Raw genomic sequence first — 25209 nt, forward strand, 5'->3', positions numbered from 1 at the left:
CGGCGGCCCGCCACCCCTCCCGGGGGCGGCGGGCCGCCGTCGCGTGCGCGTCCTCAGCAGCCGCTGATGCTCACGCCGCGGGCGCGCAGCCACGGCACCGGGTCGACCTGACCGCCGTACATGGCGCCCGACGGGTGCACCTCGAAGTGCAGGTGCGGCCCGGTCGACTGGCCGCGGTTGCCCACCTCGGCGATCAGCTCGCCGGCGTCGACCCGGTCACCGGTGTCCACGTACTCGGCGTTGACGTGCCCGTAGACGGTGATCGCGCCGTCGTTGCCGCGGATGTAGACGGCCGTGCCGAAGCCGGTGGCCGGGCCGGTGCGGACGACGGTGCCCGACGTGGCCGCGTAGATCGGCGTCCCGATGGGCGCGGCGATGTCGACGCCGCCGTGCAGGGTGCCCCAGCGGGAGCCGAAGCAGCTCGACGTGCGGCCCGAGGTCGGCTTGACGTAGCCGTAGCCGCCGGAGACCGGCCCGTCGGCGTCCTCCGACGAGGACGAGGAGGACGACGCGTTCGCGGTCGCGGCGCGGGCGGCGGCGCGGGCGGCGGCCGCGGCGGCGGCGGCCTCCTCCGCGGCACGGGCCGCGGCCGCGGCCGCGGCGGCCTCCTCGGCGGCCTTCTGCCGCTGCCACTCCTGGTACGCGTCGCGGGCGCCCTGCAGCTCGAGCAGCTGGATCTGGGCGGCCTGCAGCTGGGCGTCGAGGTCGGCCTTGTGCGCGCTGGCCGCCTCCACGGCGCCCTGCTGCGCGGCCACCTGCGCGTCGGCGGCGTCCTTGGCGGCGGCGGCCTGCTCCTCGGCGGCGGCCATCTCGTCGCGGGTGACGCGGGCGGCGGACTCGGCGTTGGCCTGCCGGACGCGGGCCACCTCGACCTCCTCGAGCACGTCGACCTGGGTGTCGGCGACGTACTCCAGCAGCGCGGCCCGCTGCACCAGCTCGCCGGGGCCGGCGGAGTCCAGCAGCGCGGACGCGGTGGCCAGGGCCGGGTCGTTGACGTACCTGTCGCGGGCGAAGCCGGCGATCCGGTCGATCGCGGCGTCGACGGCCTCGGTCGCGGCCTGCAGGTCGGCGGCGGCCTGGGCTGCGGCCGCCTGGGCCTGGGCGAGGGCCTCCTCCGCGGCCAGGTAGGCGGTGCCGGCGGCCTCGGCCTGGACGGCGAGGCGCTCGAGCTCGGTCTGCGCGACGGCGAGCTCGGCCTGCAGCCGGCCCACCTCCGCCGCGGCGGCGTCCTGCGCGGCCTGCGCGTCGGCGAGCTCGCCGTCGCTCGGGTTGACCGGAGGGGCGGGGACGGCCAGGGCCGGGCCCGCGGCGCCCACCAGCAGGGTGGCGGCGAGCAGGCCGACGAGTGCGCCGCGCACGCCCCGGCGCCCGCGGGCAGCGGAGGCGGTGCCGGGCGTACGCCGGCCGGATCGGCCCTGCGACATGGATCGCTCCCTGGGGACGAGGGGTGGCGGGGGCCGGTGCAGCGTCGCACCGGTGACGGCGTGTCACGCGGGCAACACGCGCCTCCGTCGTCACTCCGTGACCACGGGACCCGCGTCCCCCATCCGTCACACCAGTTGTCGTCACCCGGAGGGGGGACCTTGAGCGGTCGGCGGGTGTTTCCCGCGTCACGGCCGTCCCGGACGCGTGTCTAGGCTCACCCACCGTGGTGGAGGTCTTCGGGTCCGGTGCCGAACAGGTGGTCTTCTGCTCCGACCCCGGGTCGGGGCTGCGGGCGGTGATCGCGATCCACTCGACGGCGCTGGGGCCCGCCCTCGGCGGCACGCGCTTCCACCCCTACGCCAGCGAGGACGACGCGGTCGCCGACGCGCTGCGGCTGGCCCGCGCGATGTCCTACAAGAACAGCCTGGCCGGGCTCGACCTCGGCGGCGGCAAGGCCGTCGTCATCGGCGACCCGCGCACCGACAAGACCGAGCCGCTGCTGCGGGCCTACGGCCGGTTCGTCGAGTCGCTGGGCGGGCGCTACCTGACCGCCTGCGACGTGGGCACCGCCAACGCCGACCTCGACGTCGTCGCCCGGGAGACCCGCTTCGCCCACGGCCGCTCCGAGGTGCTCGGTGGGTGCGGCGACTCCTCCGTGCTGACCGCCTTCGGCGTCTTCCAGGGGATGCGGGCCGCCGCCTCGCACCGGTGGGGGTCGCCCACGCTGGCCGGGCGGACCGTCGCCGTCGCCGGCGTCGGCAAGGTGGGCAGCTGGCTGGTCGACCGGCTGGTGTCCGACGGCGCCGACGTGGTGGTCACCGACGTCGACCAGGCCGCCGTCGAGCGGGTGCTGGCCCGCCACCCCGGCGTCGACGCCGTGGCCGACACCGCGACGCTGGTGCGCACGCCGGCCGACGTCTACGCGCCCTGCGCCCTCGGCGGCGCGCTCGACGACGACACCGTCGACGTGCTGCAGGCCGAGGTGGTCTGCGGCGGCGCGAACAACCAGCTCGCCCACGCGGGCGTCGCCGACGCGCTCGTGGCCCGCGGCGTCCTCTACGCGCCCGACTACCTGGTCAACGCCGGGGGCGTGATCCAGGTCGAGGACGAGCGGCACGGCTTCTCCTTCCCGCGGGCCGAGGCCCGGGCGGCGGGCATCTACGACACCGCGCTGCGGGTGTTCGAGACGGCCGCGGCCGAGGGCGTCTCCCCCGCCGTGGCCGCCGACCGGCTCGCCGAGCAGCGCATCGCCGCGGTCGGGCGGCTGGCCACCATCCGCCTGCCCCGCTGAGCGGCCCGCCGACGCCCGCGGGACCACGGTCGGGGGACGGCGGGGGGAGGACCCGTGCCCGCCGTGCGTCCGTGTCGTAAGCTCGGTCCAGACACAGTCACTCAGTCGGGGTCGCCACGCGGGCCGTCCAGCCCGTGAGCTGGGCTCCCGTTCTCCGTTATGAGGGGGTCGAGCCGATGGGGCGCGGCCGAGCGAAGGCCAAGCAGACGCGCGTGGCCCGTGAGCTCAAGTACAGCTCACCCAACACCGACCTCTCCGCGCTGCAGCGCGAGCTGGCCGGTTCTCCGTCGACGTACACCGCTCCGGCGGCCAAGGACGACGACGAGGACGACGACGACTACACCGACCGTTGGGCGGACGACGACGCCGACGACGACTGGGCGGCCAGTCGCTGACCTGCGACTGGCCGCAGCGGTCCCGGACCGACGCCGCGCCGTCGTCCCTCCCGGGGGACGGCGGCGCGGTCCGGCGTGCCCGCGGTGAGGTGCGTCCTACCTGACCGCGGTGCGTCCCACCTGACCGCAGCGCGTCCCACCTGACCGCCCACGGTGCGGTAGGACGCGCGACGATCAGGTCACCTGGTCGTCGCGCGGGCCCCGCTCAGCGGTAGGAGCCCACCAGGCGGGCGCCGGTCCCGGTGCCGACCGTGCCGGCCACCCACGCGGGCACCCCGCGGGCGGTGAGCAGGCCGACCGCCCGGTCGGCGTCCGCGGCCGCCACGACGGCGACCATGCCGACGCCGCAGTTGAACGCCCGCTCGGACTCCGCCCGCGGCACGCCGTGCGCCTCCAGCAGGTGCACCGCCGCGGGCAGCGCCCAGGTGCCGCGGTCGAGCACGGCCTCGAGGCCCTCGGGGACCACCCGGGCGGTGTTGCCGGCCAGGCCGCCGCCGGTGATGTGCGCGAACGCGTGCACGCCGTCGACGCCGAGCTCGGCGACCAGCGCGAGGCAGTCGAGGGCGTAGACGCGGGTGGGCTCGAGGAGCACGTCGCCCAGCGGCCGGTCCAGCTCGGACGGCGTGGCGGCGAGGTCCAGCCCGGCGGCGGCGACCACGCGGCGCACCAGCGAGTAGCCGTTGGAGTGGAACCCGGACGACGCCATCGCGACGACGGCGTCGCCCTCGCGGACCCGCTCGGGGCCCAGCACCGCGTCGGCCTCGACCACGCCCACCGCGGTGGCGGCCAGGTCGTACTCGTCGGCGTCCATGAGGTCGCCGTGCTCGGCGGTCTCCCCGCCGACCAGCGCCGCGCCGGCCTGCTCGCAGCCGGCCGCGATGCCGGTGACGATCGCCGCGACGCGCTCGGGGACGACCTTCCCGCACGCCACGTAGTCCTGCAGGAACAGCGGCTCGGCGCCGCAGGCCACCAGGTCGTCGACGACCATCGCGACCAGGTCGACGCCCACCGTGTCGTGCCGGTCCAGCTGCCGGGCCAGGGCGATCTTGGTGCCGACGCCGTCGGTGGAGGAGGCCAGCAGCGGCCGCCGGTAGCGGCTGGTGTCGAGGGCGAACAGCCCGGCGAAGCCGCCCAGGCCGCCCACCACCTCCGGCCGGCGGGTGCGCTCGACGGCCGTCCGCATCAGCGTGACGGCCCGCTCGCCGGCGTCGATGTCGACGCCGGACGCCGCGTAGGTGAACCCGCCGGCGCCCCCGGACGGCCGGGTCACGGACGGCGGAGCGCGTCGTCGGCGCCGCCGGGCACCGAGGGGCTGCCGGCCTGCTGGCCGGTCCAGCCGCTGACCGCCCGGTCCGCCTCCGACACCTTCGGCATCGGGGTGCGGCCGATGCCCTCGAGGAGGTGCTTGCCCAGCACCCCGGACTCGCCCAGGGCGATCGGGTACTCGCCGGTGAAGCAGGCGGTGCACAGCCGGCTGGCCGGCTGCTCGGTGGCCGCGACGAGGCCCTGCTCGGAGACGTAGGCGAGCGAGTCGGCGTTGATCGAGGCCCGCACGCCGTCGACGTCGAGGCCGTTGGCGATCAGCTCGGCGCGGCTGGCGAAGTCGATGCCGTAGAAGCACGGCCACTTCACCGGCGGTGAGGAGATGCGGACGTGCACCTCGACCGCGCCGGCCTCCCGCAGCATCCGGATCAGCGCCCGCTGGGTGTTGCCGCGCACGATGGAGTCGTCGACGACGACCAGCCGCTTGCCGCGGATGACGTCGCGCAGCGGGTTGAGCTTGAGCCGGATGCCCAGCTGCCGGATGGTCTGCGACGGCTGGATGAACGTGCGCCCGACGTAGGAGTTCTTGACCAGGCCCAGGCCGTAGGGGATGCCGCTGGCCTCGGCGTACCCGACCGCGGCCGGGGTGCCCGACTCCGGCACCGGGATGACCAGGTCGGCGTCGGCCGGGTGCTCCTTCGCCAGCCGCCGGCCGATCTCGACGCGGGCGGCGTGCACGCCGCGGCCGCCGATCGTGGTGTCGGGGCGGGCGAGGTAGACGTACTCGAACACGCAGCCCTTGGGCTCCGCGGCGGCGAAGTGCTGGCTGCGCAGGCCGTTCTCGTCGATGGCCAGCAGCTCGCCGGGCTCGACCTCGCGGACGACGGAGGCGCCGACGATGTCCAGGGCCGCGGTCTCGCTGGCCACGACCCAGCCCCGCTCGAGCCGGCCGAGGACCAGCGGGCGCACGCCCTGCGGGTCGCGGGCGGCGTAGAGCGTGTCCTCGTCCATGAACGTCAGGCTGAACGCGCCGCGCAGCTGCGGCAGCACCTCCATGGCCGCCGCCTCGACGCTCATGTCCGGGCGCGCGGCGATGAGCGAGGTGACCAGGTCGGAGTCGGTGCTCGCGCTGAACGCGCCGGGGACGCCGGCGTCGGCGGCCCGGCTGGCGAGCTCCGCGGTGTTCACCAGGTTGCCGTTGTGGCACAGCGCCAGCCCCGTGCCGGCGTCGGTGGTCCGGAACGTCGGCTGGGCGTTCTCCCAGGTGGAGGAGCCGGTGGTCGAGTAGCGGGTGTGCCCGACGGCGAGGTGGCCGCGCAGGCTGCCCAGGGTCGACTCGTCGAACACCTGGCTGACCAGGCCGAGGTCCTTGTAGACGACCACCGAGGCGCCGTCGGACACGGCGATGCCGGCCGCCTCCTGACCGCGGTGCTGGAGGGCGTAGAGACCGAAGTAGGTCAGCTTCGCGACCTCCTCCCCCGGCGCCCAGACACCGAAGACGCCGCAGGCGTCCTGGGGGCCGGGAGCAGAGGGGTCGAGGGCGTGCGTCAGCCGTCCGTCACCGCGAGGCACCTCCCGAGCGTACCGGCGTCGCGCGCCGGGCCGGGGTGGCGCCCGACACCCCGGCCCGTCGTCCCGGAACGGTCCCCACGCCTGCCGGAACCCGGACCGGGGTACGGGCGTTGGGCACCCGTACGTCGAGAGGAGCCGACATGCCCAGCGACCGGCCCGACCCCCAGGAGTTCCTGGAGATGGCCCAGCGCATGCTGCGCGGGCTGTTCGACCAGCCGCGCGGCGGGGACGACGCGCGCGACGACCCGTGGGCACGGGCGACGCAGGAGCGCCGTCGCGAGCCCAGCCCGGAGGAGCGGCGGGAGAACCTCACGTTCGCCCTGGCCACGCGCGCCGTCGAGGCGCTCGAGGACCTCGCGCTCAACGTCGCCGCGATCCGCCAGCGCCTGGAGCGCACCGCGCCGGCGGAGGAGACCCGGGACGACGCCGACCGGGAGTGACCCCGCTCAGGACACGGTGCTGATCTCGGCGGAGACGCGGGTGTCCTCGCCGTGGCCGGTGTGCACCACCGTGTCGCCGTGCAGGGTCAGCAGCTTGCTGCGGATGGACCGCACGATCGTGGGGTGGTCGCTGAAGCTGCGGCCGGTGGCGCCGGGCCCGCCGTGGAAGAGCGTGTCACCGGTGAAGACGGCGGCCAGGTCGGGAGCGTGCAGGCAGGTGCTGCCGGGGCTGTGACCGGGGGTGTGCAGCGCGGTCAGCGAGGTCCCGGCGACGCGGAAGCGGGTGCCCTCGGCGAGGTCCTCGTCCGGCCGCGCCTCGGCGTGGACCATCTCCCAGAGCATCCGGTCGGCGGGGTGGAACCAGATCGGCGCGCCGGTGGCCTCGCGCAGGTCGACCGCGGCGGTGACGTGGTCGTTGTGCCCGTGGGTGAGCACGATCGCGGTCACCCGGCGGCCGCCGACCGCCTCGAGGATCGGCTCGGCGCGGTGGGGGGCGTCGACGACGAGGACCTCGTCGTCGTCGCCGACCAGCCAGACGTTGTTGTCGACGTCGAAGTCCTGCCCGTCGAGGCTGAACACCCCGGAGACGACGGCCTTCTCGATGCGGGCGGCCATCAGAGGACGACCACGCTGCGCAGCACGTCGCCCCGGTGCATCTTCTCGAACGCCGTCTCGACGTCGTCGAGGCCGATGGTCTCGGTGACGAAGTCGTCGAGGGGGAAGCGGCCCTGCCGGTGCAGGTCGGCCAGCATCGGGAAGTCGCGGGAGGGCAGGCAGTCGCCGTACCAACTCGACTTGAGCGCCCCGCCGCGGCCGAACAGCTCGATCATCGGCAGGGTCAGCTGCATCTCCGGCGTCGGCACCCCCACCAGCACCACCCGGCCGGCGAGGTCGCGGGCGTGGAAGGCCTGGGTGAACACCTCCGGGCGGCCGACGGCGTCGATGGCGACGTCCACACCGAACCCGCCCGTGAACCCCCGGATCGCCTCGACCGGGTCGGTCTCGCGGGAGTTGACGGTGTGGGTGGCGCCGAACTGCCGCGCCCAGGCCAGCTTCCGGTCGTCGACGTCGACGGCGACGATCGTGGTCGCCCCGGCCAGCCTCGCCCCGGCGATCGCGGCGTCGCCGACCCCGCCGCAGCCGAACACCGCCACCGACTCGCCGCGCTGCACGCCGCCGGTGTTGATCGCCGCCCCGACGCCGGCCATCACGCCGCAGCCGAGCAGCCCGGCGGCCGTCGCCGGGGTCTGCGGGTCGACCTTCGTGCACTGCCCGGAGTGCACCAGGGTCTTCTCGGCGAACGCGCCGATCCCGAGCGCGGGGGAGAGCTCGGTGCCGTCGGCCAGGGTCATCTTCTGCGCGGCGTTGTGCGTGGCGAAGCAGTACTGCGGCTGGCCCTTGCGGCAGGCGCGGCACTGCCCGCACACGGCCCGCCAGTTCAGGACCACGAAGTCGCCGACGGCGACGTCGGTGACGCCCTCACCGACCGCCGAGACGGTCCCGGCGGCCTCGTGGCCGAGCAGGAACGGGAACTCGTCGTTGATGCCGCCCTCGCGGTAGTGCAGGTCGGTGTGGCAGACGCCGCACGCCTGCACGTCCACGACGGCCTCGCCCGGGCCCGGATCGGGCACCAGCACCGTCTCCACGGTCACCGGTGCTCCCTTGCCGCGGGCGACGACGCCCCTCACTTCGTAGGCCATGACGGGAGCCTAGAGAAAGGACCCTCCTGCTCCCCAACGCTCGCCAGCTCGCGCCGGGCCCCTGCAGGAGGGCCGAAGCGTCGTGCGGCATGCGATGACGGGCAACGATTCGGTCACGCCGTCCCCCGGACGGGCTGCTCACCGCGCGGGACGTCGGGGGCGGACGTACCGTTCCCGCTGGTCCGTGACCTCGCACACAGACCTGTCCGGGGGGAACCCGTCGTCGTGACCGGAGGTCCGTCAGTGGCAGTACCGAGCTTCCTCGCCCGGGAGCGCATCGTGGCGCGACCGGGCTTCAACCGCTGGCTCATCCCGCCGGCCGCGCTGGCGGTGCACCTGTGCATCGGCCAGGCGTACGCGACGAGCGTCTACAAGTCCGCGCTCGTCTCGCACTTCGACGCGAGCCTGACCGCGATCGGCATCATCTTCTCGATCGCGATCGTCATGCTCGGCGTCTCGGCCGCGCTGTTCGGCACCTGGGTGGACCGCAACGGTCCCCGGGCGGCGATGTTCACGTCCGCCGTCTTCTGGGTGGCCGGCTTCGTCGTCGGCGGGCTGGGCATCGAGACCGGCCAGCTGTGGCTGCTGTACTTCGGCTACGGCGTCCTGGGCGGGATCGGCCTGGGCATCGGCTACATCTCGCCGGTGTCCACGCTGATCAAGTGGTTCCCCGACCGCCCGGGCCTGGCCACCGGCATGGCGATCATGGGCTTCGGTGGCGGTGCGCTCATCGCCTCGCCGCTGTCGCGCCAGCTGATGAACTTCTACGACCCGGCCTACGACGGCACGGCCGGCACCGTCCCCAACGGCGACGCCGTCGCGGCGCTGTTCTTCACCCTCGCCGCGATCTACCTGGTCTTCATGATGTTCGGCGCCTTCATCGTGCGGGTGCCCGCCGACGACTGGAGGCCGGCCGGCTTCGACCCGTCGTCGGTCAAGCAGAAGGCGCTGGTCACCACGGAGAGCGTCTCGGCGGCCAACGCCATCAAGACGCCGCAGTTCTGGCTGGTGTGGACGGCGCTGTTCTGCAACGTGACCGCCGGCATCGGCATCCTCGAGCAGGCCGCGCCGATGATCCAGGACTTCTTCCGCACGAACGGGACCTCCACCGTCGCGGCCGCCACCGCCGCCGGCTTCGTCGGTCTGCTGTCGCTGTTCAACATGGGCGGCCGGTTCGCGTGGTCGACGACGTCGGACTACATCGGGCGCAAGCCGATCTACATGGTCTACCTCGGCGTCGGCGCCGTCCTCTACGTCCTGCTGGCCACCGTCGGCAGCAGCGCCACCTGGCTGTTCGTGCTGCTCGCCGCGCTGATCATCAGCTTCTACGGCGGCGGGTTCGCCACCGTCCCGGCCTACCTGCGCGACCTGTTCGGCACCTACCAGGTGGGCGCCATCCACGGCCGGCTGCTGACCGCGTGGTCGGCCGCCGGGGTGGCCGGGCCGCTGATCATCAACGGGGTCCTCGACACCCAGGGCACCCCGGGTGAGCTGGTCGCGGCGAACTACCGCCCGGCGCTGTTCATCATGGTCGGCCTGCTGGTGATCGGCTTCGTCGCCAACCTGATGGTCCGCCCCGTGTCCAGCCGGTGGCACGAGCCGAAGGCCACCACCCCCGCCACCGCCCGCGCCGACGACGAGAGGAGCGCCGTCCGATGAGCCACTCCTTCTCCGACGACCGGCCGTCCACGCACACCCCGGTGGGGCTGATCGCCGTCGCCTGGGCCCTGGTGGGCGTCCCGCTGGTCTACGGGCTCTACAACACCATCAAGGCCGCCAGCGCCCTCTTCGGCGGCTGACCCGCACCACGCGACAGCGCCCCCGTCCGGTCCTCCGGGCGGGGGCGCTGTGCTGTGCCGACCGTGGTCATCGCAGGGGGCTCAGCGGGAGGTGTGGGCTCAGGTCGGCGCGGTTGCCGCTGGCACTGACCGCACCGGCCGCCACCGCCTCGGCCCAGCGCAGCTCCCCCGCCGCCAGCCGCAGCCACGTGGCGGCGTCGGTCTCGACGACGTTGGGCGGGGTCCCGCGGGTGTGCCGCGGGCCGGGCACCAGCTGGACGGCGACGTGCGGCGGCACCCGCAGCTCCACCGACCGGCCGGGCACCTGCTGGGCCAGCCAGCGGGCACTGGTCCTGACGGCCGCGCCCAGCACCGACCGCGGCGGCTGCTCGGCCGCGCCGGCCAGCCACGGGCGGACGGCGTCGACGGCGGCGCGCAGCTCCTCGGCGGGGATCGGCTGCTGGGCGGGCATCAGCGGGTGGGCGTCAGCTGGTGGGGACGGTCCCCGCGGGGACGCTGCCCACGGTGGCCTCCGGCGTCCCGAACAGCGTCGGGAGCGTCGCCGTCCACGCGGCGCGCAGCCCCTCCAGCGGCAGCTCGCCGACGCCCTCGACGGCCAGCGCGTCCCCGCCCGTCGTCCCCAGCTCGGTGACGGCGACGCCGGCCCACTCGGCCGTCGTCCGCACCGCGTCGGGGTCGGTGGTGGTGACGACGGCGCGGGCCCCGGACTCGCTGAACAGCGCGGTGAAGGCGTCGTCGCCCAGCCGCAGCGTCGCGCCGGTGCCGTACCGCAGGGCCGACTCGGCCAGCGCCTGCGCCAGGCCGCCGTCGGCGAGGTCGTGCGCGGAGGTGACCAGGCCCTCGCGGCCCAGCGCGCCGAGCAGCTCGCCCAGCGCGCGCTCGGCCGCGAGGTCGACGGCCGGCGGGCGGCCGCCGAGGTGACCGTGGACGACCGACGCCCAGGTCGAGCCGCCGAGCTCCGGCCGGGTCTCGCCGAGCAGCAGGACGGTCTCGCCCGCGGCCCGCCAGCCGGTGGGGACGCGACGGCGGACGTCGTCGTGCACGCCCAGGACGCCGATGACCGGGGTCGGGTTGATCGCGACGTCGCCGGTCTGGTTGTAGAGGCTGACGTTGCCGCCGGTGACCGGCAGGCCGAGCTCGCGGCAGGCGTCGGCCAGCCCGCGGACGGCCTCGGCGAACTGCCACATGACCTCGGGCTCCTCCGGGGAGCCGAAGTTCAGGCAGTTGGTCACCGCCAGCGGCCGCGCACCGCTGACCGCGACGTTGCGGTAGGCCTCGGCGAGGTTGAGCTGCGCGCCGGCGTAGGGGTCGAGGCGGGCGAAGCGGGCGTTGCCGTCGAGGGCCAGCGCGATGCCGCGGTGGGTCTCCTCGTCGATGCGCACCACGCCGGCGTCGTCGGGCTGGGCGAGCACGGTGTTGCCGCGCACGTACCGGTCGTACTGCTCGGTGACCCACGTCTTGTCCGCGCCGTCGGGGCTGGCGACCACGGCCAGCCAGTGCGCGGTCAGCTCCTCCGGCGTGGCCGGGCGGGGCAGCGCGGCCGGGTCGTCGGCCTGCAGGTCGTCGAGGTCGGCGGGGCGCGCCACCGGCCGCTCGTAGACCGGGCCCTCGTGGGCGACGGTGCGCGGCGGGACGTCGACGATCCGCTCGCCGTGCCAGTCGACGGTGAGCCGGTCGCCGTCGGTGACCTCACCGATGACGGTGGCCAGCACGTCCCACTTGCGGCAGACGGCGAGGAAGTCGGCCACCTTCGCCGGCTCGACGATCGCGCACATGCGCTCCTGCGACTCGCTCATCAGGATCTCGGCCGGCGTCAGCGTGCTGTCGCGCAGCGGGACGCGGTCGAGGTCGACGTGCATGCCGCCGGTACCGGCGCTGGCGAGCTCCGAGGTGGCGCAGGACAGCCCGGCACCGCCGAGGTCCTGGATCCCGGTGACGAGGTCCTGGGCGAAGATCTCCAGGCAGGCCTCGATGAGCAGCTTCTCGGTGAACGGGTCGCCGACCTGGACCGAGGGCCGCTTGGCCGGCCCCTCGGCGTCGAAGGTCTCGCTGGCCAGCACGCTGACACCGCCGATGCCGTCGCCCCCGGTGCGGGCGCCGAAGAGGACGACCTTGTTGCCCACGCCCTCGGCCTTGGCCAGCCGCACGTCCTCGTGCCGCATCACGCCGACGCACAGCGCGTTGACCAGCGGGTTGCCGGCGTAGCACTCGTCGAAGAGCAGCTCGCCGCCGATGTTGGGCAGGCCCAGGCAGTTGCCGTAGCCGCCGACCCCGGCGACCACGCCGGGCAGCACGCGGGCGGTGTCGGGGGCGTCGGCGCGGCCGAAGCGCAGCGAGTCCATGACGGCGACCGGCCGGGCGCCCATGGTGAGGATGTCGCGGACGATGCCGCCCACGCCGGTGGCCGCGCCCTGGTAGGGCTCGACGTAGCTCGGGTGGTTGTGCGACTCCACCTTGAAGGTGACCGCGTAGCCGTCGCCGACGTCGACCACGCCGGCGTTCTCGCCGATGCCGACGAGCAGGTGCTCGCTGCGCGGCAGGTCGCCGAACTGGCGCAGGTGCACCTTCGAGCTCTTGTAGGAGCAGTGCTCGCTCCACATCACCGAGTACATGGCCAGCTCGGCGGTGGTGGGCCGGCGGCCGAGGATGTCCCGGATCCGGGCGTACTCGTCGCTCTTCAGGCCCAGCTCGCTGTAGGGCTGCTCCTCGTCCGGGGTCTTCGCGGCGACCTCGACCGTGTCCAGGCTCATGCGCCGACGACCGCCGTCAGCACGCTGGTGAAGAAGCCGAGGCCGTCGGTGCTCGGGCCGGTGAGGTCCTCGACGGCGTGCTCCGGGTGCGGCATGAGCCCGACCACCCGGCCGTCGTCGCTGGTGACCCCGGCGACGTCGCGCAGGCTGCCGTTGGGGTTGCCCCCGACGTAGCGGACGGCGACCCGGCCCTCGCCCTCCAGCCGCTCGAGCTCGGCCGGGGCCGCGACGTAGCGGCCCTCGCCGTTCTTGACGGGGACGACGATCGTCTGTCCCTCGGCGTAGCTGCCGGTCCAGGCGGTGTCGGCGCGCTCGATCCGCAGCTGCTGGTCGCGGTTGCGGAAGTGCAGGTGGCTGTTGCGGGTGAGCGCGCCGGGCAGCAGGCCGGCCTCGCAGAGCACCTGGAAGCCGTTGCAGATGCCCAGCACCGGCATGCCCTGGCGCGCGCGGTCGACGACGTCCTGCACCAGCGGCGCGCGGGCGGCGATGGCGCCGGCGCGCAGGTAGTCGCCGTAGGAGAACCCGCCGGGCAGGACGACGGCGTCGACGTCGCGCAGGTCGTGGTCGGCGTGCCACAGGGCGACCGGCTCCGCGCCGGCCAGGCGCACCGCGCGGACGGCGTCGACGTCGTCCAGGGAGCCCGGGAAGGTGATGACACCGATGCGCACGGGGGTCCTTCTCAGTCGGTGGGGAGGTGCAGCTCGACGTCCTCGATGACCGGGTTGGCCAGCAGCGTCTCGGCGATCTGCTGCAGCTCCGCCTCGTCGGGGGTGCCCTCGACGTCGAGGACGAAGTGCTTGCCCTGGCGGACGCCGGTCACCTGGGTGTGGCCGAGCCGGCCGAGCGCGCCGAGCACCGCCTGCCCCTGGGGGTCGGAGATCTCCGGCTTGAGGACGACGTCGACGACCACCTGGGGCACGGCTCCCGAGCGTACCGGGCGCCTCGTGGCCGCCGAGATCGGTGATGCCCGCTCCGCCCCCCTCCCTGTCGAGATCCCGTGATCTCGCACCTCTGGCGCCGACCGGGCGGGCGAGATCGCGTGATCTCGTCACCGGAGGGCCCGGCGGATCTCCGCGACGACCTCGTCCGGGCGGCCGAGCACGTCGGACGACGTGAAGCGCAGCACGGTCCAGCCGGCCCCCACCAGGCGGTTCTGCCGGCGCGTGTCGCTGACGAAGACGTCCCGCTCCCGGTGCACGTCCCCGTCGAACTCGACGAGCAGCCGCTGCTCGGGCCAGGCGAGGTCCGCCCTGCCGAGGAACCCGCCGGCACCGTCCCGGACGACGTACTGCAGCTGAGGCGCAGGCAGGCCGGCCTCCTGCACCACCCAGCGCAGCACGGACTCCATCGGCGACTCGGCGCGCGGGTCCGCGACCGGGAGCACCTCCTGCGCCCGTGCACAGCCGCGACCGGTGGGGCGGCGGGCCAGCTGGCGCTCGAGGTCGGCGCGGGTGCACCACCGGGCGAGGACCTGGTCGGTGACGGCGAGCAGGGCCGCGGGCTGGAGGACACCCGCGAGATCCCGCCACGTCCGCGCCGGCGCGGTGACGGGTAGTCCCTCCCGATTGACGACCTCGTCGTCCTCCAGCGCGACGCGGTGGATGCGTCGGTCGCGTCGGCTCTCCGCCCGTCCGGCGGCCGCCACGATGACATCCACCCGTCGGTCATCACGGTCCTCGAGCGGGATCTCGACTCCCCAGAGGGCGGCTGCGGTGCGGTGGCTGGCGACCGCCTGTGGCGGCGCGGTCAACAACACGGCAGCCAGTCGGGCGCGCGCATCACCGGCCATCGAGACCGGCAGGTAGGTGTCTCGCGAGAGGTGGAGCACTCCTGGCTGCTGCAGGTGCCGGTCGGTGAACCCCGCGGCGTGGGCGGCGGCCCGCGTGAGGGGACCGGTGATGTGGAACCGCGGTCGACGCTGCACCCCGGCACCGTGCCGCGCTCGGCAGGTCGCTCGCTCCGGCTGTCCACAGCCCCGTCGAGATCGCGTGATCTCGACCCCCAGAGCGGCATCGGCGAGGCGAGATCACGTGATCTCGACGGAAGGGGGGCCGATCAGAAGCCGGAGACGAGCAGCCGCCACACCGCCTCGGGGGCCTCCCAGTGGGCGTTGTGCCCGGCGCCCTCGACGAGCACCGCGTCCGGGTCGACCCGCCGCATGGCGTCCGCCCCCACCATCGGGTCGGCCGACCCCGCCGCCAGCCGCAGCGGCGCCTCCGCCCGCGACAGCACCTGCTCGACCGGGGGGCCGACGGCGCCGAACGCGCGCGGGTCGAAGGCGACGGCGAACCCGCCCTCGGGGACCTCGCGCACCCCGGCCAGCGCCACCGGGTCCTCGGGCGCCACCAGGCCGGCCAGCCCGGCCAGCCGCAGGTGCCGCTCGGCGGCCTCGGCGGCGGTGGCGAACACCTGCGCCGGCCGGGCGGCCATCGCGCGGGCCCGCGCGACCTCGTCGTCCGTCCAGTCGATCTTCACGCCCAGCGCGACGACGCGGGACACCTCGACGCCGTACCAGCCGCCGGCGAGCACCGCGCCGACCACCCCGCCGAAGGAGTGGCCGAGCACGGTCACCCGGGAGGCGCCCGCGGCCAGGGCCGCCACGTCGGCGGCGTGCACGCCGTAGCCGTAGGGCGGCTCGGCCGGTGACCGGCCGTGGCCGCGCAGGTCGGGCACCGCCCAGGCACCGGGCCAGTCGCGCTCGACCAGCGGCAGCAGCCGGCTCCACACCGCGCCGGTGGCGCCCAGTCCGTGCACCAGCAGGAGCAGGTCGCCGCCGGAACCGCCGGAGCGGTACGAGATGCCGCTACCCATCCGCCCCGCCATGGCGACGGACAGTAGCGCCGGTCATGCCCGCCGGGGCTGTGTCATGTCGTCCCGGTGGTGAAGCTCCACGTCACCGGGCTCGACGCCAGTGGGTTGCCGGCCAGGTCCGTGATCCCGCCGCCTCCTCCGGTGACCGTGACGGTGTACTGCGTGCTCGGCGCGAGAGGGGCGTCGGGGTCCAACACCCACTGGTTCGTCGTGCCGTTCCGGCTGACCGCTGCGGTCACGACCTCACCGCTCGTTGTGTTCCTCAAGGAGAAGGTGGCGGCGGTGACGTTCTGCACCGGCTCGCTGAAGGTCGCCGTGACGTTCGCGGCCAAGCGGACGCCGGTGGCGTTCGTTCCGGGCGATCGCGCCGACACCCGGGGCGCCGGCCCCGTCAGGAACGACCATGTCTGCGAGGCCAGGGCGTTGCCCGCCGCGTCCCGGACGGCCGCAGGCCCCCCGGTCAGGGCCGCGGTGAACCGCGTGTCCGGAGCGAGGTCGACGGCGGGGTCGAGCACCCACTGGTTGGTGGTCCCGTTGCGGCTCACCGTGGCGGACACGACCGCTCCGCTCGGATCGGTGAGCGTGAAGGAGGCCGTGTCCACACCCAGCACGGCTTCACTGAACGTGGCCGTGACGTTGACTGTCGGCGCCACGGCGGTGGCCCCGTCCGCCGGGGAGCGGGTCCGCACCGTGGGTGCAACTGTGTCCCCACCACCGGTGGTGAAGTTCCAGGTGGTGGTCGGCAAGGGGTTGCCGGCGGCGTCACGGATGGCGGCCGGACCCCCGGTCAGCGTCGCCGTGTACGCCGTACCCCTCGCCAGGTCGGCTGCCGGGTTGAGCGTGGCCACCCGGGTGTTGGGGTCGTAGGTGACAGCAGCGGACACCGCTCCTCGGGTCGCGGCGTTCAGCAGGGTGAAGGTGGTCCCGCTGACGCCTTGCACCGGCTCGTCGAACGTGGCGGTGATGTTGGCGCCGACCGCGACACCGGTCGCTCCCGCCGCGGGGACGGTCACAGCCGTGGGAGCCGTCGTGTCCGGGGTCCCGGTCGTGAAGCTCCACGTCAGCGGGTCCGGGGAGAGCGGGTTCCCGGCGAGGTCCCGGATTCCGTCGGGACCGCCGGTCAGGGTGGCGGTGTACGCAGTCGCCGCGCTGAGGTCCGTGGCCGGGTCGAGGACCCACTGGTTGCCCGTCCCCTGGCTCACCGTGGCCGGTACGACCTGGTCGTCCGGGCCGCGGAGGACGAACGTCGCGTCGGAGACGCCCTGGACGGGCTCGGTGAACGTGGCGGTGACGGAGACACCCACTGCGACGTCGGTGGCCGATGCGCCGGGGCTGGTCGACGCCGACGGAGGCGTCACGTCCGAGGTCCCTCCCGCCACACCGATCTCCGCGTGCACGTAGCTCCTGATGCTGTCCGCCGACGCCAGCACCACCAGTCCGGTCTGGTCGGTGACCGGGTCCTTCGCACCCGTGGCGTTGTCGACGGCTGCAGCGACGTCCACGAAACGCTGCCCACGTCCAGGGGGGAAACTCTGGGCGCCCAGCGGGGACTGCTTGTAGTAGACGTCTCCCCCACCCGTGGGAGCGGTGGCGAAGAAGTACAGGAGCTGGTTCGTCGCGTCGACCATGATGATCGGTCGCGTCATCCTGTCGGCCACCGTTCCGGCCGAGACGAACGACCAGGTCCCCGCGCCATCCGGGCCCGGCGTCCGGGTGAGGACACCGACCAGCGGGGCGGCAGGATCCACGGGGTTGGCGAGGTCGGCGGAGGTCTTGACCGCGGCGAACACGCGGCCCTGGGGGTCCCCGACGAGCTGCTTGAGGTTGATGTGGTCGTCAGCGGTCAGCGGCCCGGCCAGGGCGTCCTCCACCCGCCACACGCCGTCCGGCTCGTTGTCCCGGTGGACGGCGAACCGCATCGCACCGGACTCCTGGTCCGACCACATGAGCCCGATGCTGTCGCCGAAGGAGATCAGTGCGGAGAGGTCGTCGGCGCTGATGACCGTGTCGGGGACGGCGGGCTGGAACCCCGCGGTCCAGCTCGTCCCGCCGGGCCCGTTCGAGTGCGCCACCCACACGCGGGTGGCGCGGGTGTAGGTGACCCACAGCCGGCCGAGCGAGTCCTGGTCGATGGTCGCCGACTCGGAGCCGCCACCGCTGTTTAGGGTGATCGGGAACCCCGGAGCCACCGTCCACGACCGGCTGGCAGAGTCGTACGTGAAGGCGTTGACCTGGAGATTCGAGCCGGTGGCGCGGCTGGCCACGTAGAGCTTGCCATCACGCGCGCTCCAGAGCGCGTCACCGGTGCTGTTCACGCGCGCGTCGACCTGGGTGCCGGTGTTGCGCCAGGTGTGGTCGGGCATCAGCTCGTGGATGTGGACGAGGCTCCCACCGGCGTTCACCATGAGCGCCCACCAGGAACCGTCGAGGTACCAGAGCTTGCTCTGCGGCTTGTCCTGACTCGGGCGGGTCACGGAGGCCGAGTAGGTGTGGTCGACGTAACTGACCGGCGTCCCCGGGACAGCGGACGCGACCGGCGGCCCTGCGAGCTGCCCCAGGACGACGGCTGTGAGGACCGCTAGGACCACGGACCACCGTGCACGACAGCGGGCGAGCGGTTCGACGGATGCCACGGCCATCGGGGACTCCCGGGATTCGGCGTCACGAGCCGACCCCAGTGCTCTGGAGGTCACCAGCCGGCCCGGTTCTGGTGGCGGGAACGTAGGCGATGCACGATGCGGGTACCAGCGCCTGTCCGCTATCCACACCCTATTTCGCACCCGGTGAGGACAGTTTCACCGCACGCGCACGAAACCCGTACGCAGTGTTGTGCCACGGCCACGGTGCGGCGTCAGCGGAAGGTGGTGCCCGTCAGCCGCTCGTAGGCGGCCACGTAGCGCTCGCGCGTGGCCGCGACGACGTCGTCCGGGAGCTCCGGCGGCGGGGAGACGCGGTCCCAGCCCGAGGAGGTGAGCCAGTCGCGGACGTACTGCTTGTCGAACGACGGCTGCGCCGCGCCCGGCGACCACGACGACGCCGGCCAGAACCGCGACGAGTCGGGGGTGAGCACCTCGTCGCCGAGCACGAGGGCACCTCCGGAGAGTCCGAACTCGAACTTGGTGTCGGCCAGCACGATCCCCGCGCCGGCGGCGACCTCCGCCCCGCGCCGGTACAGCGCCAGCGTCAGCTCGCGCAGCTCCTCGGCGCGGGCGGCGCCGACGAGGGAGACCACGCGCGCGAAGCCGATCGCCTCGTCGTGCTCGCCGACCGCCGCCTTGGTCGACGGCGTGAACACCGGCTCGGGCAGCCGCGAGCCCTCGACCAGGCCCGGCGGCAGGACGACGTCGAGGATCGCGCCGGTGCGCTCGTACTCCGTGGTGCCCGAGCCCGACAGGTAGCCCCGGGCCACGCACTCCACCGGCAGCATGTCCAGCCGCCGCACCAGCACCGCCCGGCCGGCGACGTCGGCCGGCACGTCGGTGGCCGACAGCAGGTGGTGGGTGGCACCGAACGCCGACAGCACCGGCGCGAGCTGCTCGAACCACCACACCGACAGCTGGGTGAGCACCCGCCCCTTGTCCGGGATCGGCGTGGGCAGCACGTGGTCGTAGGCCGAGATGCGGTCCGAGGCCACCAGCAGCAGCCGGTCGTCGCCGGCGTCGTAGACCTCCCGCACCTTGCCGCGGGCGACGAGCGGGAGGTCCATCAGGTCAGCGCCGCGAGCCGGTCGAACAGCGGGCCGAGCTGCCGCACGTAGCCCTCGGGCCGGCAGATGCCGTCCAGCCGCGCCTCGTCGAGCGTCACGCCCGAGGCCGCCGCGCGCGCCCGGAGGGTCTCGCGGAAGGGCGTGCCGCTGTTCCAGGTCTCCATCGCCGCCGTCTGCACCAGCGCGTAGGCGTCCTCGCGGGAGAGCCCGTCCTCGACCAGCTCCAGCAGGACGGCGGAGGTGTAGATCAGCCCGCCGGTGGAGTCGAGGTTGGCGCGCATCCGCTCGGCGTCGACGACGAGGTTCTCCACCAGCCCCGTGGTCAGGTGCAGCAGGTAGTCGGTGGTGACCGCGGCGTCGGGCAGGAAGACCCGCTCCGTGGACGAGTGCGAGATGTCGCGCTCGTGCCACAGCGGGATGCCCTCCATCACCGGGACGACGGCGGCGCGCACCACCCGCGCCAGCCCGGCGATCCGCTCGGAGCGGATCGGGTTCTTCTTGTGCGGCATCGCGCTGGAGCCCTTCTGGCCCGAGCCGAAGGCCTCCGAGAGCTCCCGCACCTCGGTGCGCTGCCCGTGCCGCACCTCGAGCGCGACCGCTTCGCACACCGTCGCGATGACCGCCAGCGCCGCCACCCACTCGCTGATCGAGTCGCGGATGACCACCTGGGTGGAGGCGTCGGCCGGCCGCAGGTCCAGCGCCCGGGCGACGGCGACCTCCACCGACGGGTCGATGAGCGAGTACGTGCCGACGGCGCCGGAGATGGCGACGACGCCGACGCGCTCGCGGGCCGCCCGCAGCCGGTCCCGGGAGCGGGCCGCCGCGAACGCCAGGTCGGCGACCCGGTGGCCCCACACGTCGGGCTCGGCGTGCACGCCGTGGGTGCGGCCGACCTTGATCGTGTCGCGGTGGGCCAGGCCGTGGTCGCGCAGCGCCGTCACCAGCCGGTCGGCCTTGGCCAGCAGCACGTCGGTGGCCTCGGTGAGCTGCACGGCGAGCGCGGTGTCGAGCAGGTCCGACGAGGTCATGCCGTGGTGCACGTACGCCGCGGCCGACCGGGGCTTGGTGTTGTCCGCCCAGGCGGTGAGGAAGGCGATGACGTCGTGCTGCGTCGTCTCCTCGATCTCGGCCACGCGCGCGGCGGTCGGCGGCGGGGCGCTGCGCACCGGCTCCACGACGTCGGCCGGGACCCGCCCGGCGGCCGCGTGCGCCTCCAGCACCAGCGTCTCCACGCGGCACCACAGCTCGTACTTGTGCTCGTCGCTCCAGACCCGGCCCATCTCGGGGAGCGTGTAGCGCTCGATCACGCGGGTACCGCCCGCTCCCGGTCAGCTCGTCCCAGCACGGGGACATCCTCCCGCAGGGCTAGCGTGATCGAGAACGGGCCCCACCCACCCCGCGGAGGACCACGATGCTGCGACGGGCCAACCACCTGGTCGCCCGGGCGCGCGAACGCATCCGCACCGCGGCCGAGCACGACCCGCACGCCTGGCCCGAGCGCGACGACGACCGGGCGATCCTCGTGCACGACGACGAGGCCCCGCCGCCGGACGACGACCCCGACGACAGCCCGCCGCTCGGCAGCCCCGCGCCCGACGCCCCCGACCTCGACGGCCCGCTCGGGCCCGGCGGCGTCAGCGGGCCGCCCGAGGGCGGCCGCCCGCACCGTCCGGCCGAGCGGGGGCGCCGGCTGCTGGGGCCCGGCCGCGACGTGCCGCACGGCGAGGCCACCGTCCCGGGCGGCCTGCACACCGCGGCGGCGTGGTCCTGGCGGCTGATCGCCGTCCTCGTGGGGCTGTACGTGCTGCTGTACGTGGCGGCCTACGTCGCCGTCGTCATCGTCCCGGTGCTGGTGGCGCTGCTGCTGGCCGCGCTGCTGCAGCCGGGGGCGGCCGCGCTCATCCGGCACGGCTGGCTGCGGTCGCTGGCCGCCCTGGTCATGCTGCTCGTGGGGCTGGGTGTGGTCGCCGGGATCATCACGCTGGTCGTCGCGCAGGTCAGTGCCGGGTTCAGCGACCTCGCCGACCAGGTCACGCAGGGCCTCGACCAGATCCGCGACTTCGTCGTCGAGACCTTCCCGGTCACCCAGCGGCAGATCGACGAGGCGCTCACCGCCTTCCAGGACTTCGTCGCCGGCAATCAGGAGGACCTCGCGTCGGGGGCCCTCACCACGGCCGCCACGGTCGGCGAGGTGTTCACCGGCGTGGCCCTGACGCTGTTCACGCTGTTCTTCTTCCTCAAGGACGGCCGGTCCATCTGGCTGTGGCTGGTGGGCCTGTTCCCCCGCGACGCCCGCGCCTACGTCGACGAGGCCGCCCGCCGGTCGTGGCGGACGCTGATCTCCTACGTCCGGGCCACCGTCGCCGTCGCGCTGGTCGACGCGGTCGGCATCGGCATCGGGCTGGCGGTGCTCGGCGTCCCGCTGGTGGTCCCGCTGGCCGCCCTGGTCTTCCTCGGCGCGTTCATCCCGATCATCGGGTCGTTCCTGGCCGGGTCGGTCGCCGTGCTGGTCGCCCTGGTGGCGGTCGGCCCGATCAAGGCGCTGATCGCGCTGGCCGTCGTGGTGCTGGTCATGCAGCTGGAGGGGCACGTCCTGCAGCCGCTGCTGCTGGGCAAGGCGGTGCACGTGCACCCGCTGGCCGTCGTCCTCGCCATCGCCGCCGGGCTGCTGGTGGCCGGCATCTTCGGCGCGCTGATCGCGGTGCCGGTGGTCGCCTGCGCCAACGTGGCCGGCACCTACCTCTCGCGCCGGCACGAGGGTCCGCGGCCGCCGGAGCCGCGTCCCGAGCAGGCCCGCCCCGCGGTCGGCGTCCGCAGCTGAGGCGCGCGGCGGCCCTCCTGCAGGGGCCCGCCGCGAGCCTGCGAGCGGTGGGGGCAGGAGGGTCCTCCCGGCGCTGCGGTGCGGGAGGACGCGCCGGGACGGGGTGCGCCTACACCTCCGGGACGGCGATCCGGCCCTCGACGGCGGCCAGCGCGATGTCGCTGCGCCAGTGCGCGCCGGCCAGCCGGACGGCGGCCACCCGCTCGTAGGCGGCCTGCCGCGCGGCGGCGAGGTCGCTCCCGGTCGCGGTCACCGCGAGCACCCGCCCGCCGGCCGAGCGGACCGTGCCCTCGGCGTCCACCGCGGTCCCCGCGTGCAGCACGCCCTCGCCGTCGGCGCCGGTCACCGGGTCGCCGGTGCGCGGCCGCTCGGGGTAGCCGGACGCCGCCACGACGACGGTCACCGCCGCACCCGGGCGCCAGCGCAGCGGCGGGTGGTCGGCGAGCGTGCCGGTGGCCGCGGCGTGCAGCAGCCCGGCCAGCGGGGTCTCCAGCAGCGGCAGCACCACCTGGGTCTCGGGGTCGCCGAAGCGGGCGTTGAACTCCACCACCCGCACGCCGCGCGAGGTCAGCGCCAGCCCGGCGTAGAGCAGGCCGGCGAACGGCTCGCCGCGGCGGCGCATCTCGTCCACCGTCGGCTGCAGCACGGTGGCCAGCACCTCCGCGACCAGCCCGTCCGGCGCCCACGGCAGCGGCGCGTAGGCGCCCATCCCGCCGGTGTTGGGCCCGGCGTCGCCGTCGTCGCGGCGCTTGTGGTCCTGCGCGGGCAGCAGCGGCAGCACCGTCGTCCCGTCGGTGACGGCGAACAGCGACACCTCGGGCCCGTCCAGGAACTCCTCGACGAGCACCGCCCCGCCGGCGTCGAGCACCGCCCGCCCGTGGGCGACGGCGGCGTCCCGGTCGGGAGTGACGACGACGCCCTTGCCGGCGGCCAGCCCGTCGTCCTTGACCACGTACGGGGCCGCACCGCCCAGCTGCCGCGCCTCGTCCAGCGCGGTCTCCAGCTCGGCCGCCCCGCCGACCGGCCAGGAGCGGGCGGTCGGCACGCCGGCCGCGGCCATGACGTGCTTGGCGAAGGACTTGCTGCCCTCGATCTGCGCGGCCTGCGCCGACGGGCCGAAGCAGGCGACCCCGGCCTCGCGGACGGCGTCAGCGGCCCCGGCCACCAGCGGCACCTCCGGGCCGACGACGACCAGGTCGGCGCCCCAGCCGGTGGCCAGCGCGGCCACCGCGACCGGGTCGGCGACCTCGAGCGGCGCGGCCTCGGCGATCCGCGCCGTGCCCGCGTTGCCCGGCGCGCAGGCCAGCGCGGTCACCGCGGGGTCGGAGGACAGAGCCACGCACAGGGCGTGCTCCCGGGCACCGGAGCCGACGACGAGCACGCGCACGGACCGCGACCCTAGACGCCGCGCCGCCGGACGCCACCGAACGCCCCTCCGGGTGGCACGCTCGGACGCGGGCGGACGCCCTCCGCACGACCGGCCGAGGGGGATGGGCCGATGTCCCTGTCGTGGACGGTGCCGGGATCCCGGCCGTCGACACCGAGCGGACTCCTGGCCGCGGGCGCGGCGGTGTGCCTGCTGGCCGGCTGCGCCGCCGCGAGCGGTGGGAGCGGCACCGCCGGTCCCCCGTCCGCGGCGCCCGACTGGCGGGCGGCGACCTACCGCGTGACGTGCGACGGGATCGTCCCGGACGGCATCCCGGTGACGCTCACCGACGGGGCCGCGCAGGTGCCGGCGGACGGGAGCCGGCCCCCGTTCTACGACCACTACGAGGTCCGGTGGGAGGCCGACGCCCGGGGCGACGTCGACGGGGACGGCGAACCGGACACGGTGGTGCTGCTGCAGTGCTCGCCGCAGCCGTCCAACGGCATCGTCGAGGAGGTGCAGGTGTTCACCGCGTCCGGTGACCGGCTCGGCCTGCTGCCCAGCCCGCGCACCCTGCGCGAGGGGACGCCCCTGCCGCCGCTCTACGACCCGGCCGGGCTGTCGGTCCGGGACGGCGACGTCGTCGCCGCGATGCGCGCCTACGCGCCGGGGGACTCCCACGCCAGCGGCCCGTCGCTGCCCCTCACCGTGCGCTGGCACTGGGACGGGCAGGACTTCGTCCGCGTCCCCTGACCCGGACCGGGCGCCTCAGCGCACCCGGTTCGGCTGCGCCCGCATCGCCCGGTGCAGCGCCTTCACCCGGGCGTGCTCGGTGGCCCGGGCGCGGGCGTCGGCGCGCAGCAGCTGCCGGTGCGCCTCGGCCTGCAGCTTGCGCCAGCCCAGCAGCCGCGCCGGGTCGAGCCGGCCGTCGTCGATCGCGGCCGCGACCGCGCAGCCGGGCTCGGTGCGGTGCGCGCAGTCGCGGAACCGGCACTGCGCGGCGAGCTCGGCGACGTCGGCGTAGGCGGTGTCGACGCCCTCGTCGTCGTAGAGGCCGAGCTCGCGCATGCCGGGCGTGTCCACCAGCAGCCCGCCGCCGGGCAGCACGTGGAGCGCGCGCGCCGTGGTGGTGTGCCGGCCGCGGCCGTCGGCCGCGCGCACCTCGCGGGTGGGGGCCACCTCGCGGCCGGCCAGCGCGTTGGCCAGCGACGACTTCCCGACGCCGGAGGGCCCGACCATCGCCGCGGTGCGCCCGGGACCGAGCAGCGCCCGCACCGCGTCCACCCCCTCCCCCGTGTGCGCGCTGACCGCGAGCACCTGCACGCCGATCGCCTCCTCGGCCACCTCCGCGACGGCCGCCGCGACGTCGTCGCACAGGTCGGCCTTGGTGAGCACCACGACCGGGGTCGCCCCGCTCCCCCACGCCACCGCCAGGTAGCGCTCCACCCGGCGGGCGCGGGTCGGGCCGGCCAGCGCGTCGACCACCAGCACCAGGTCGAGGTTCGCGGCGACCACCTGCGCGGCCGACGTCCGCCCGGCGACGGTGCGGGTGAACGCCGAGCGCCGCGGCAGCAGCGCGACGGCGAGCTCGCCGCGCAGCGCCACCCAGTCGCCGACCGCCGGTGCGGTCACGCCGTCGGGGTCGTGCAGCGCGGCCGCCGGGTGCACCCGCCGCTCGCCGTCGTCGGCCAGCACGGTGAGCCGGCCGCGGTCGACCCGGGCCACGCGGGCGGGCTCGGTGCCGGGCGGCAGGTGGTCCAGCAGGTCGGCCGACCAGCCGATGGAGGAGAGATGCGTCACGTCCCGGATGGTGGCCCGCAGGTCAGCGCGCCGTCTCCCCATTTCTCGGCGACTCGCCAGCCGCCGTTCG

General features: G+C 75.0%; 23 protein-coding genes. 7 read left to right on the top strand and 16 right to left on the bottom strand.

Going from position 1 to position 25209, the window contains the following annotated elements; translation table 11 throughout:
- Positions 1 to 53 precede the first annotated feature (53 nt).
- Positions 54 to 1358 (bottom strand): M23 family metallopeptidase, encoded by a 1305-nt coding sequence (locus BLQ97_RS03800; protein WP_245691775.1) that lies wholly within the window; start codon positions 1356 to 1358, stop codon positions 54 to 56.
- A 290-nt stretch (positions 1359 to 1648) separates the two neighbouring features.
- Between BLQ97_RS03800 and BLQ97_RS03805 the strand changes: the two genes are divergently transcribed.
- Both BLQ97_RS03805 and BLQ97_RS03810 read left to right on the top strand, forming a co-directional pair.
- Positions 1649 to 2716 (top strand): Glu/Leu/Phe/Val family dehydrogenase, encoded by a 1068-nt coding sequence (locus tag BLQ97_RS03805; RefSeq protein WP_245691777.1) that lies wholly within the window; start codon positions 1649 to 1651, stop codon positions 2714 to 2716.
- Between the two features lie 176 nt (positions 2717 to 2892).
- Positions 2893 to 3111: a DUF3073 domain-containing protein gene (locus tag BLQ97_RS03810; protein ID WP_091363289.1), complete on the top strand. Its 219-nt coding sequence runs from the start codon at positions 2893 to 2895 to the stop codon at positions 3109 to 3111.
- A 205-nt stretch (positions 3112 to 3316) separates the two neighbouring features.
- Here the strand turns inward: BLQ97_RS03810 and purM are convergent, their stop codons facing one another.
- Together purM and purF are read right to left on the bottom strand one after the other, a co-directional pair.
- Positions 3317 to 4381: a phosphoribosylformylglycinamidine cyclo-ligase gene (gene purM / locus BLQ97_RS03815; RefSeq protein ID WP_091363290.1), complete on the bottom strand. Its 1065-nt coding sequence runs from the start codon at positions 4379 to 4381 to the stop codon at positions 3317 to 3319.
- Entirely contained in the window at positions 4378 to 5946 is a 1569-nt protein-coding gene (gene purF, locus BLQ97_RS03820) for an amidophosphoribosyltransferase (protein WP_091363291.1), read from the bottom strand. Before purF ends, purM begins: the two co-directional genes overlap by 4 nt.
- 140 nt (positions 5947 to 6086) lie before the next feature.
- On the opposite strand from purF, the gene BLQ97_RS03825 reads away from it, so the two are divergent.
- Positions 6087 to 6386 (top strand): hypothetical protein, encoded by a 300-nt coding sequence (locus BLQ97_RS03825; protein WP_091363293.1) that lies wholly within the window; start codon positions 6087 to 6089, stop codon positions 6384 to 6386.
- A 6-nt stretch (positions 6387 to 6392) separates the two neighbouring features.
- Here BLQ97_RS03825 and BLQ97_RS03830 read toward each other — a convergent pair whose 3' ends face one another.
- Both BLQ97_RS03830 and BLQ97_RS03835 read right to left on the bottom strand, forming a co-directional pair.
- Positions 6393 to 7001: an MBL fold metallo-hydrolase gene (locus BLQ97_RS03830; RefSeq protein WP_091363294.1), complete on the bottom strand. Its 609-nt coding sequence runs from the start codon at positions 6999 to 7001 to the stop codon at positions 6393 to 6395.
- Positions 7001 to 8086, bottom strand: coding sequence for an S-(hydroxymethyl)mycothiol dehydrogenase (locus BLQ97_RS03835; protein ID WP_091363296.1), 1086 nt, complete (start codon positions 8084 to 8086; stop codon positions 7001 to 7003). Before BLQ97_RS03835 ends, BLQ97_RS03830 begins: the two co-directional genes overlap by 1 nt.
- A gap of 243 nt (positions 8087 to 8329) precedes the next feature.
- On the opposite strand from BLQ97_RS03835, the gene BLQ97_RS03840 reads away from it, so the two are divergent.
- Positions 8330 to 9745, top strand: a complete 1416-nt coding sequence (locus BLQ97_RS03840) for an OFA family MFS transporter (protein WP_091363298.1) — start codon at positions 8330 to 8332, stop codon at positions 9743 to 9745.
- Entirely contained in the window at positions 9742 to 9885 is a 144-nt protein-coding gene (locus tag BLQ97_RS23215) for an MFS transporter small subunit (protein ID WP_175471573.1), read from the top strand. Before BLQ97_RS03840 ends, BLQ97_RS23215 begins: the two co-directional genes overlap by 4 nt.
- A gap of 67 nt (positions 9886 to 9952) precedes the next feature.
- Here BLQ97_RS23215 and BLQ97_RS03845 read toward each other — a convergent pair whose 3' ends face one another.
- From BLQ97_RS03845 to purB, 9 genes are all read right to left on the bottom strand, one after another.
- Positions 9953 to 10336, bottom strand: coding sequence for a sterol carrier family protein (locus BLQ97_RS03845; protein ID WP_091363299.1), 384 nt, complete (start codon positions 10334 to 10336; stop codon positions 9953 to 9955).
- Between the two features lie 13 nt (positions 10337 to 10349).
- A complete protein-coding gene (purL, locus tag BLQ97_RS03850; RefSeq protein WP_091363301.1) occupies positions 10350 to 12635 on the bottom strand; it encodes a phosphoribosylformylglycinamidine synthase subunit PurL in 2286 nt (761 codons plus the stop codon).
- Positions 12632 to 13303, bottom strand: coding sequence for a phosphoribosylformylglycinamidine synthase subunit PurQ (gene purQ / locus BLQ97_RS03855; protein ID WP_091363302.1), 672 nt, complete (start codon positions 13301 to 13303; stop codon positions 12632 to 12634). The genes purL and purQ overlap by 4 nt, the downstream gene beginning before the upstream one ends.
- 11 nt (positions 13304 to 13314) lie before the next feature.
- Entirely contained in the window at positions 13315 to 13554 is a 240-nt protein-coding gene (gene purS / locus BLQ97_RS03860; protein WP_091363303.1) for a phosphoribosylformylglycinamidine synthase subunit PurS, read from the bottom strand.
- 129 nt (positions 13555 to 13683) lie between these two features.
- Positions 13684 to 14280 (bottom strand): endonuclease domain-containing protein, encoded by a 597-nt coding sequence (locus tag BLQ97_RS03865; RefSeq protein ID WP_175471574.1) that lies wholly within the window; start codon positions 14278 to 14280, stop codon positions 13684 to 13686.
- A gap of 410 nt (positions 14281 to 14690) precedes the next feature.
- The gene (locus BLQ97_RS03870; RefSeq protein WP_217637022.1) at positions 14691 to 15446 is read right to left on the bottom strand and encodes an alpha/beta fold hydrolase; all 756 of its coding nucleotides are present in this window, start codon (positions 15444 to 15446) and stop codon (positions 14691 to 14693) included.
- A gap of 53 nt (positions 15447 to 15499) precedes the next feature.
- A complete protein-coding gene (locus BLQ97_RS03875; protein WP_139173435.1) occupies positions 15500 to 18226 on the bottom strand; it encodes an Ig-like domain-containing domain in 2727 nt (908 codons plus the stop codon).
- Between the two features lie 71 nt (positions 18227 to 18297).
- On the bottom strand, positions 18298 to 19152 hold the full coding sequence (locus BLQ97_RS03880) for a phosphoribosylaminoimidazolesuccinocarboxamide synthase (RefSeq protein ID WP_091363307.1): 855 nt from the start codon (positions 19150 to 19152) through the stop codon (positions 18298 to 18300).
- Entirely contained in the window at positions 19152 to 20459 is a 1308-nt protein-coding gene (gene purB, locus BLQ97_RS03885; RefSeq protein WP_091363309.1) for an adenylosuccinate lyase, read from the bottom strand. Before purB ends, BLQ97_RS03880 begins: the two co-directional genes overlap by 1 nt.
- 104 nt (positions 20460 to 20563) lie before the next feature.
- Between purB and BLQ97_RS03890 the strand changes: the two genes are divergently transcribed.
- Complete coding sequence (locus BLQ97_RS03890) at positions 20564 to 21973, top strand: AI-2E family transporter (protein ID WP_091363310.1); 1410 nt, start codon at positions 20564 to 20566, stop codon at positions 21971 to 21973.
- Positions 21974 to 22082: 109 nt separating this feature from the next.
- On the opposite strand, the gene purD is transcribed toward BLQ97_RS03890, so the two are convergent.
- Positions 22083 to 23360: a phosphoribosylamine--glycine ligase gene (purD, locus tag BLQ97_RS03895; protein ID WP_091363312.1), complete on the bottom strand. Its 1278-nt coding sequence runs from the start codon at positions 23358 to 23360 to the stop codon at positions 22083 to 22085.
- A 111-nt stretch (positions 23361 to 23471) separates the two neighbouring features.
- Here purD and BLQ97_RS03900 point away from each other — a divergent pair, with 111 nt between their 5' ends.
- Positions 23472 to 24092: a hypothetical protein gene (locus BLQ97_RS03900; protein ID WP_139173436.1), complete on the top strand. Its 621-nt coding sequence runs from the start codon at positions 23472 to 23474 to the stop codon at positions 24090 to 24092.
- A gap of 15 nt (positions 24093 to 24107) precedes the next feature.
- Here the strand turns inward: BLQ97_RS03900 and rsgA are convergent, their stop codons facing one another.
- Positions 24108 to 25139, bottom strand: coding sequence for a ribosome small subunit-dependent GTPase A (rsgA, locus tag BLQ97_RS03905; protein ID WP_091363315.1), 1032 nt, complete (start codon positions 25137 to 25139; stop codon positions 24108 to 24110).
- Between the last annotated feature and the right edge of the window lie 70 nt (positions 25140 to 25209).

Origin of the sequence: Geodermatophilus telluris (genome assembly GCF_900102745.1) — a bacterium.
Classification (GTDB): Bacteria; Actinomycetota; Actinomycetes; order Mycobacteriales; family Geodermatophilaceae; genus Geodermatophilus; species Geodermatophilus telluris.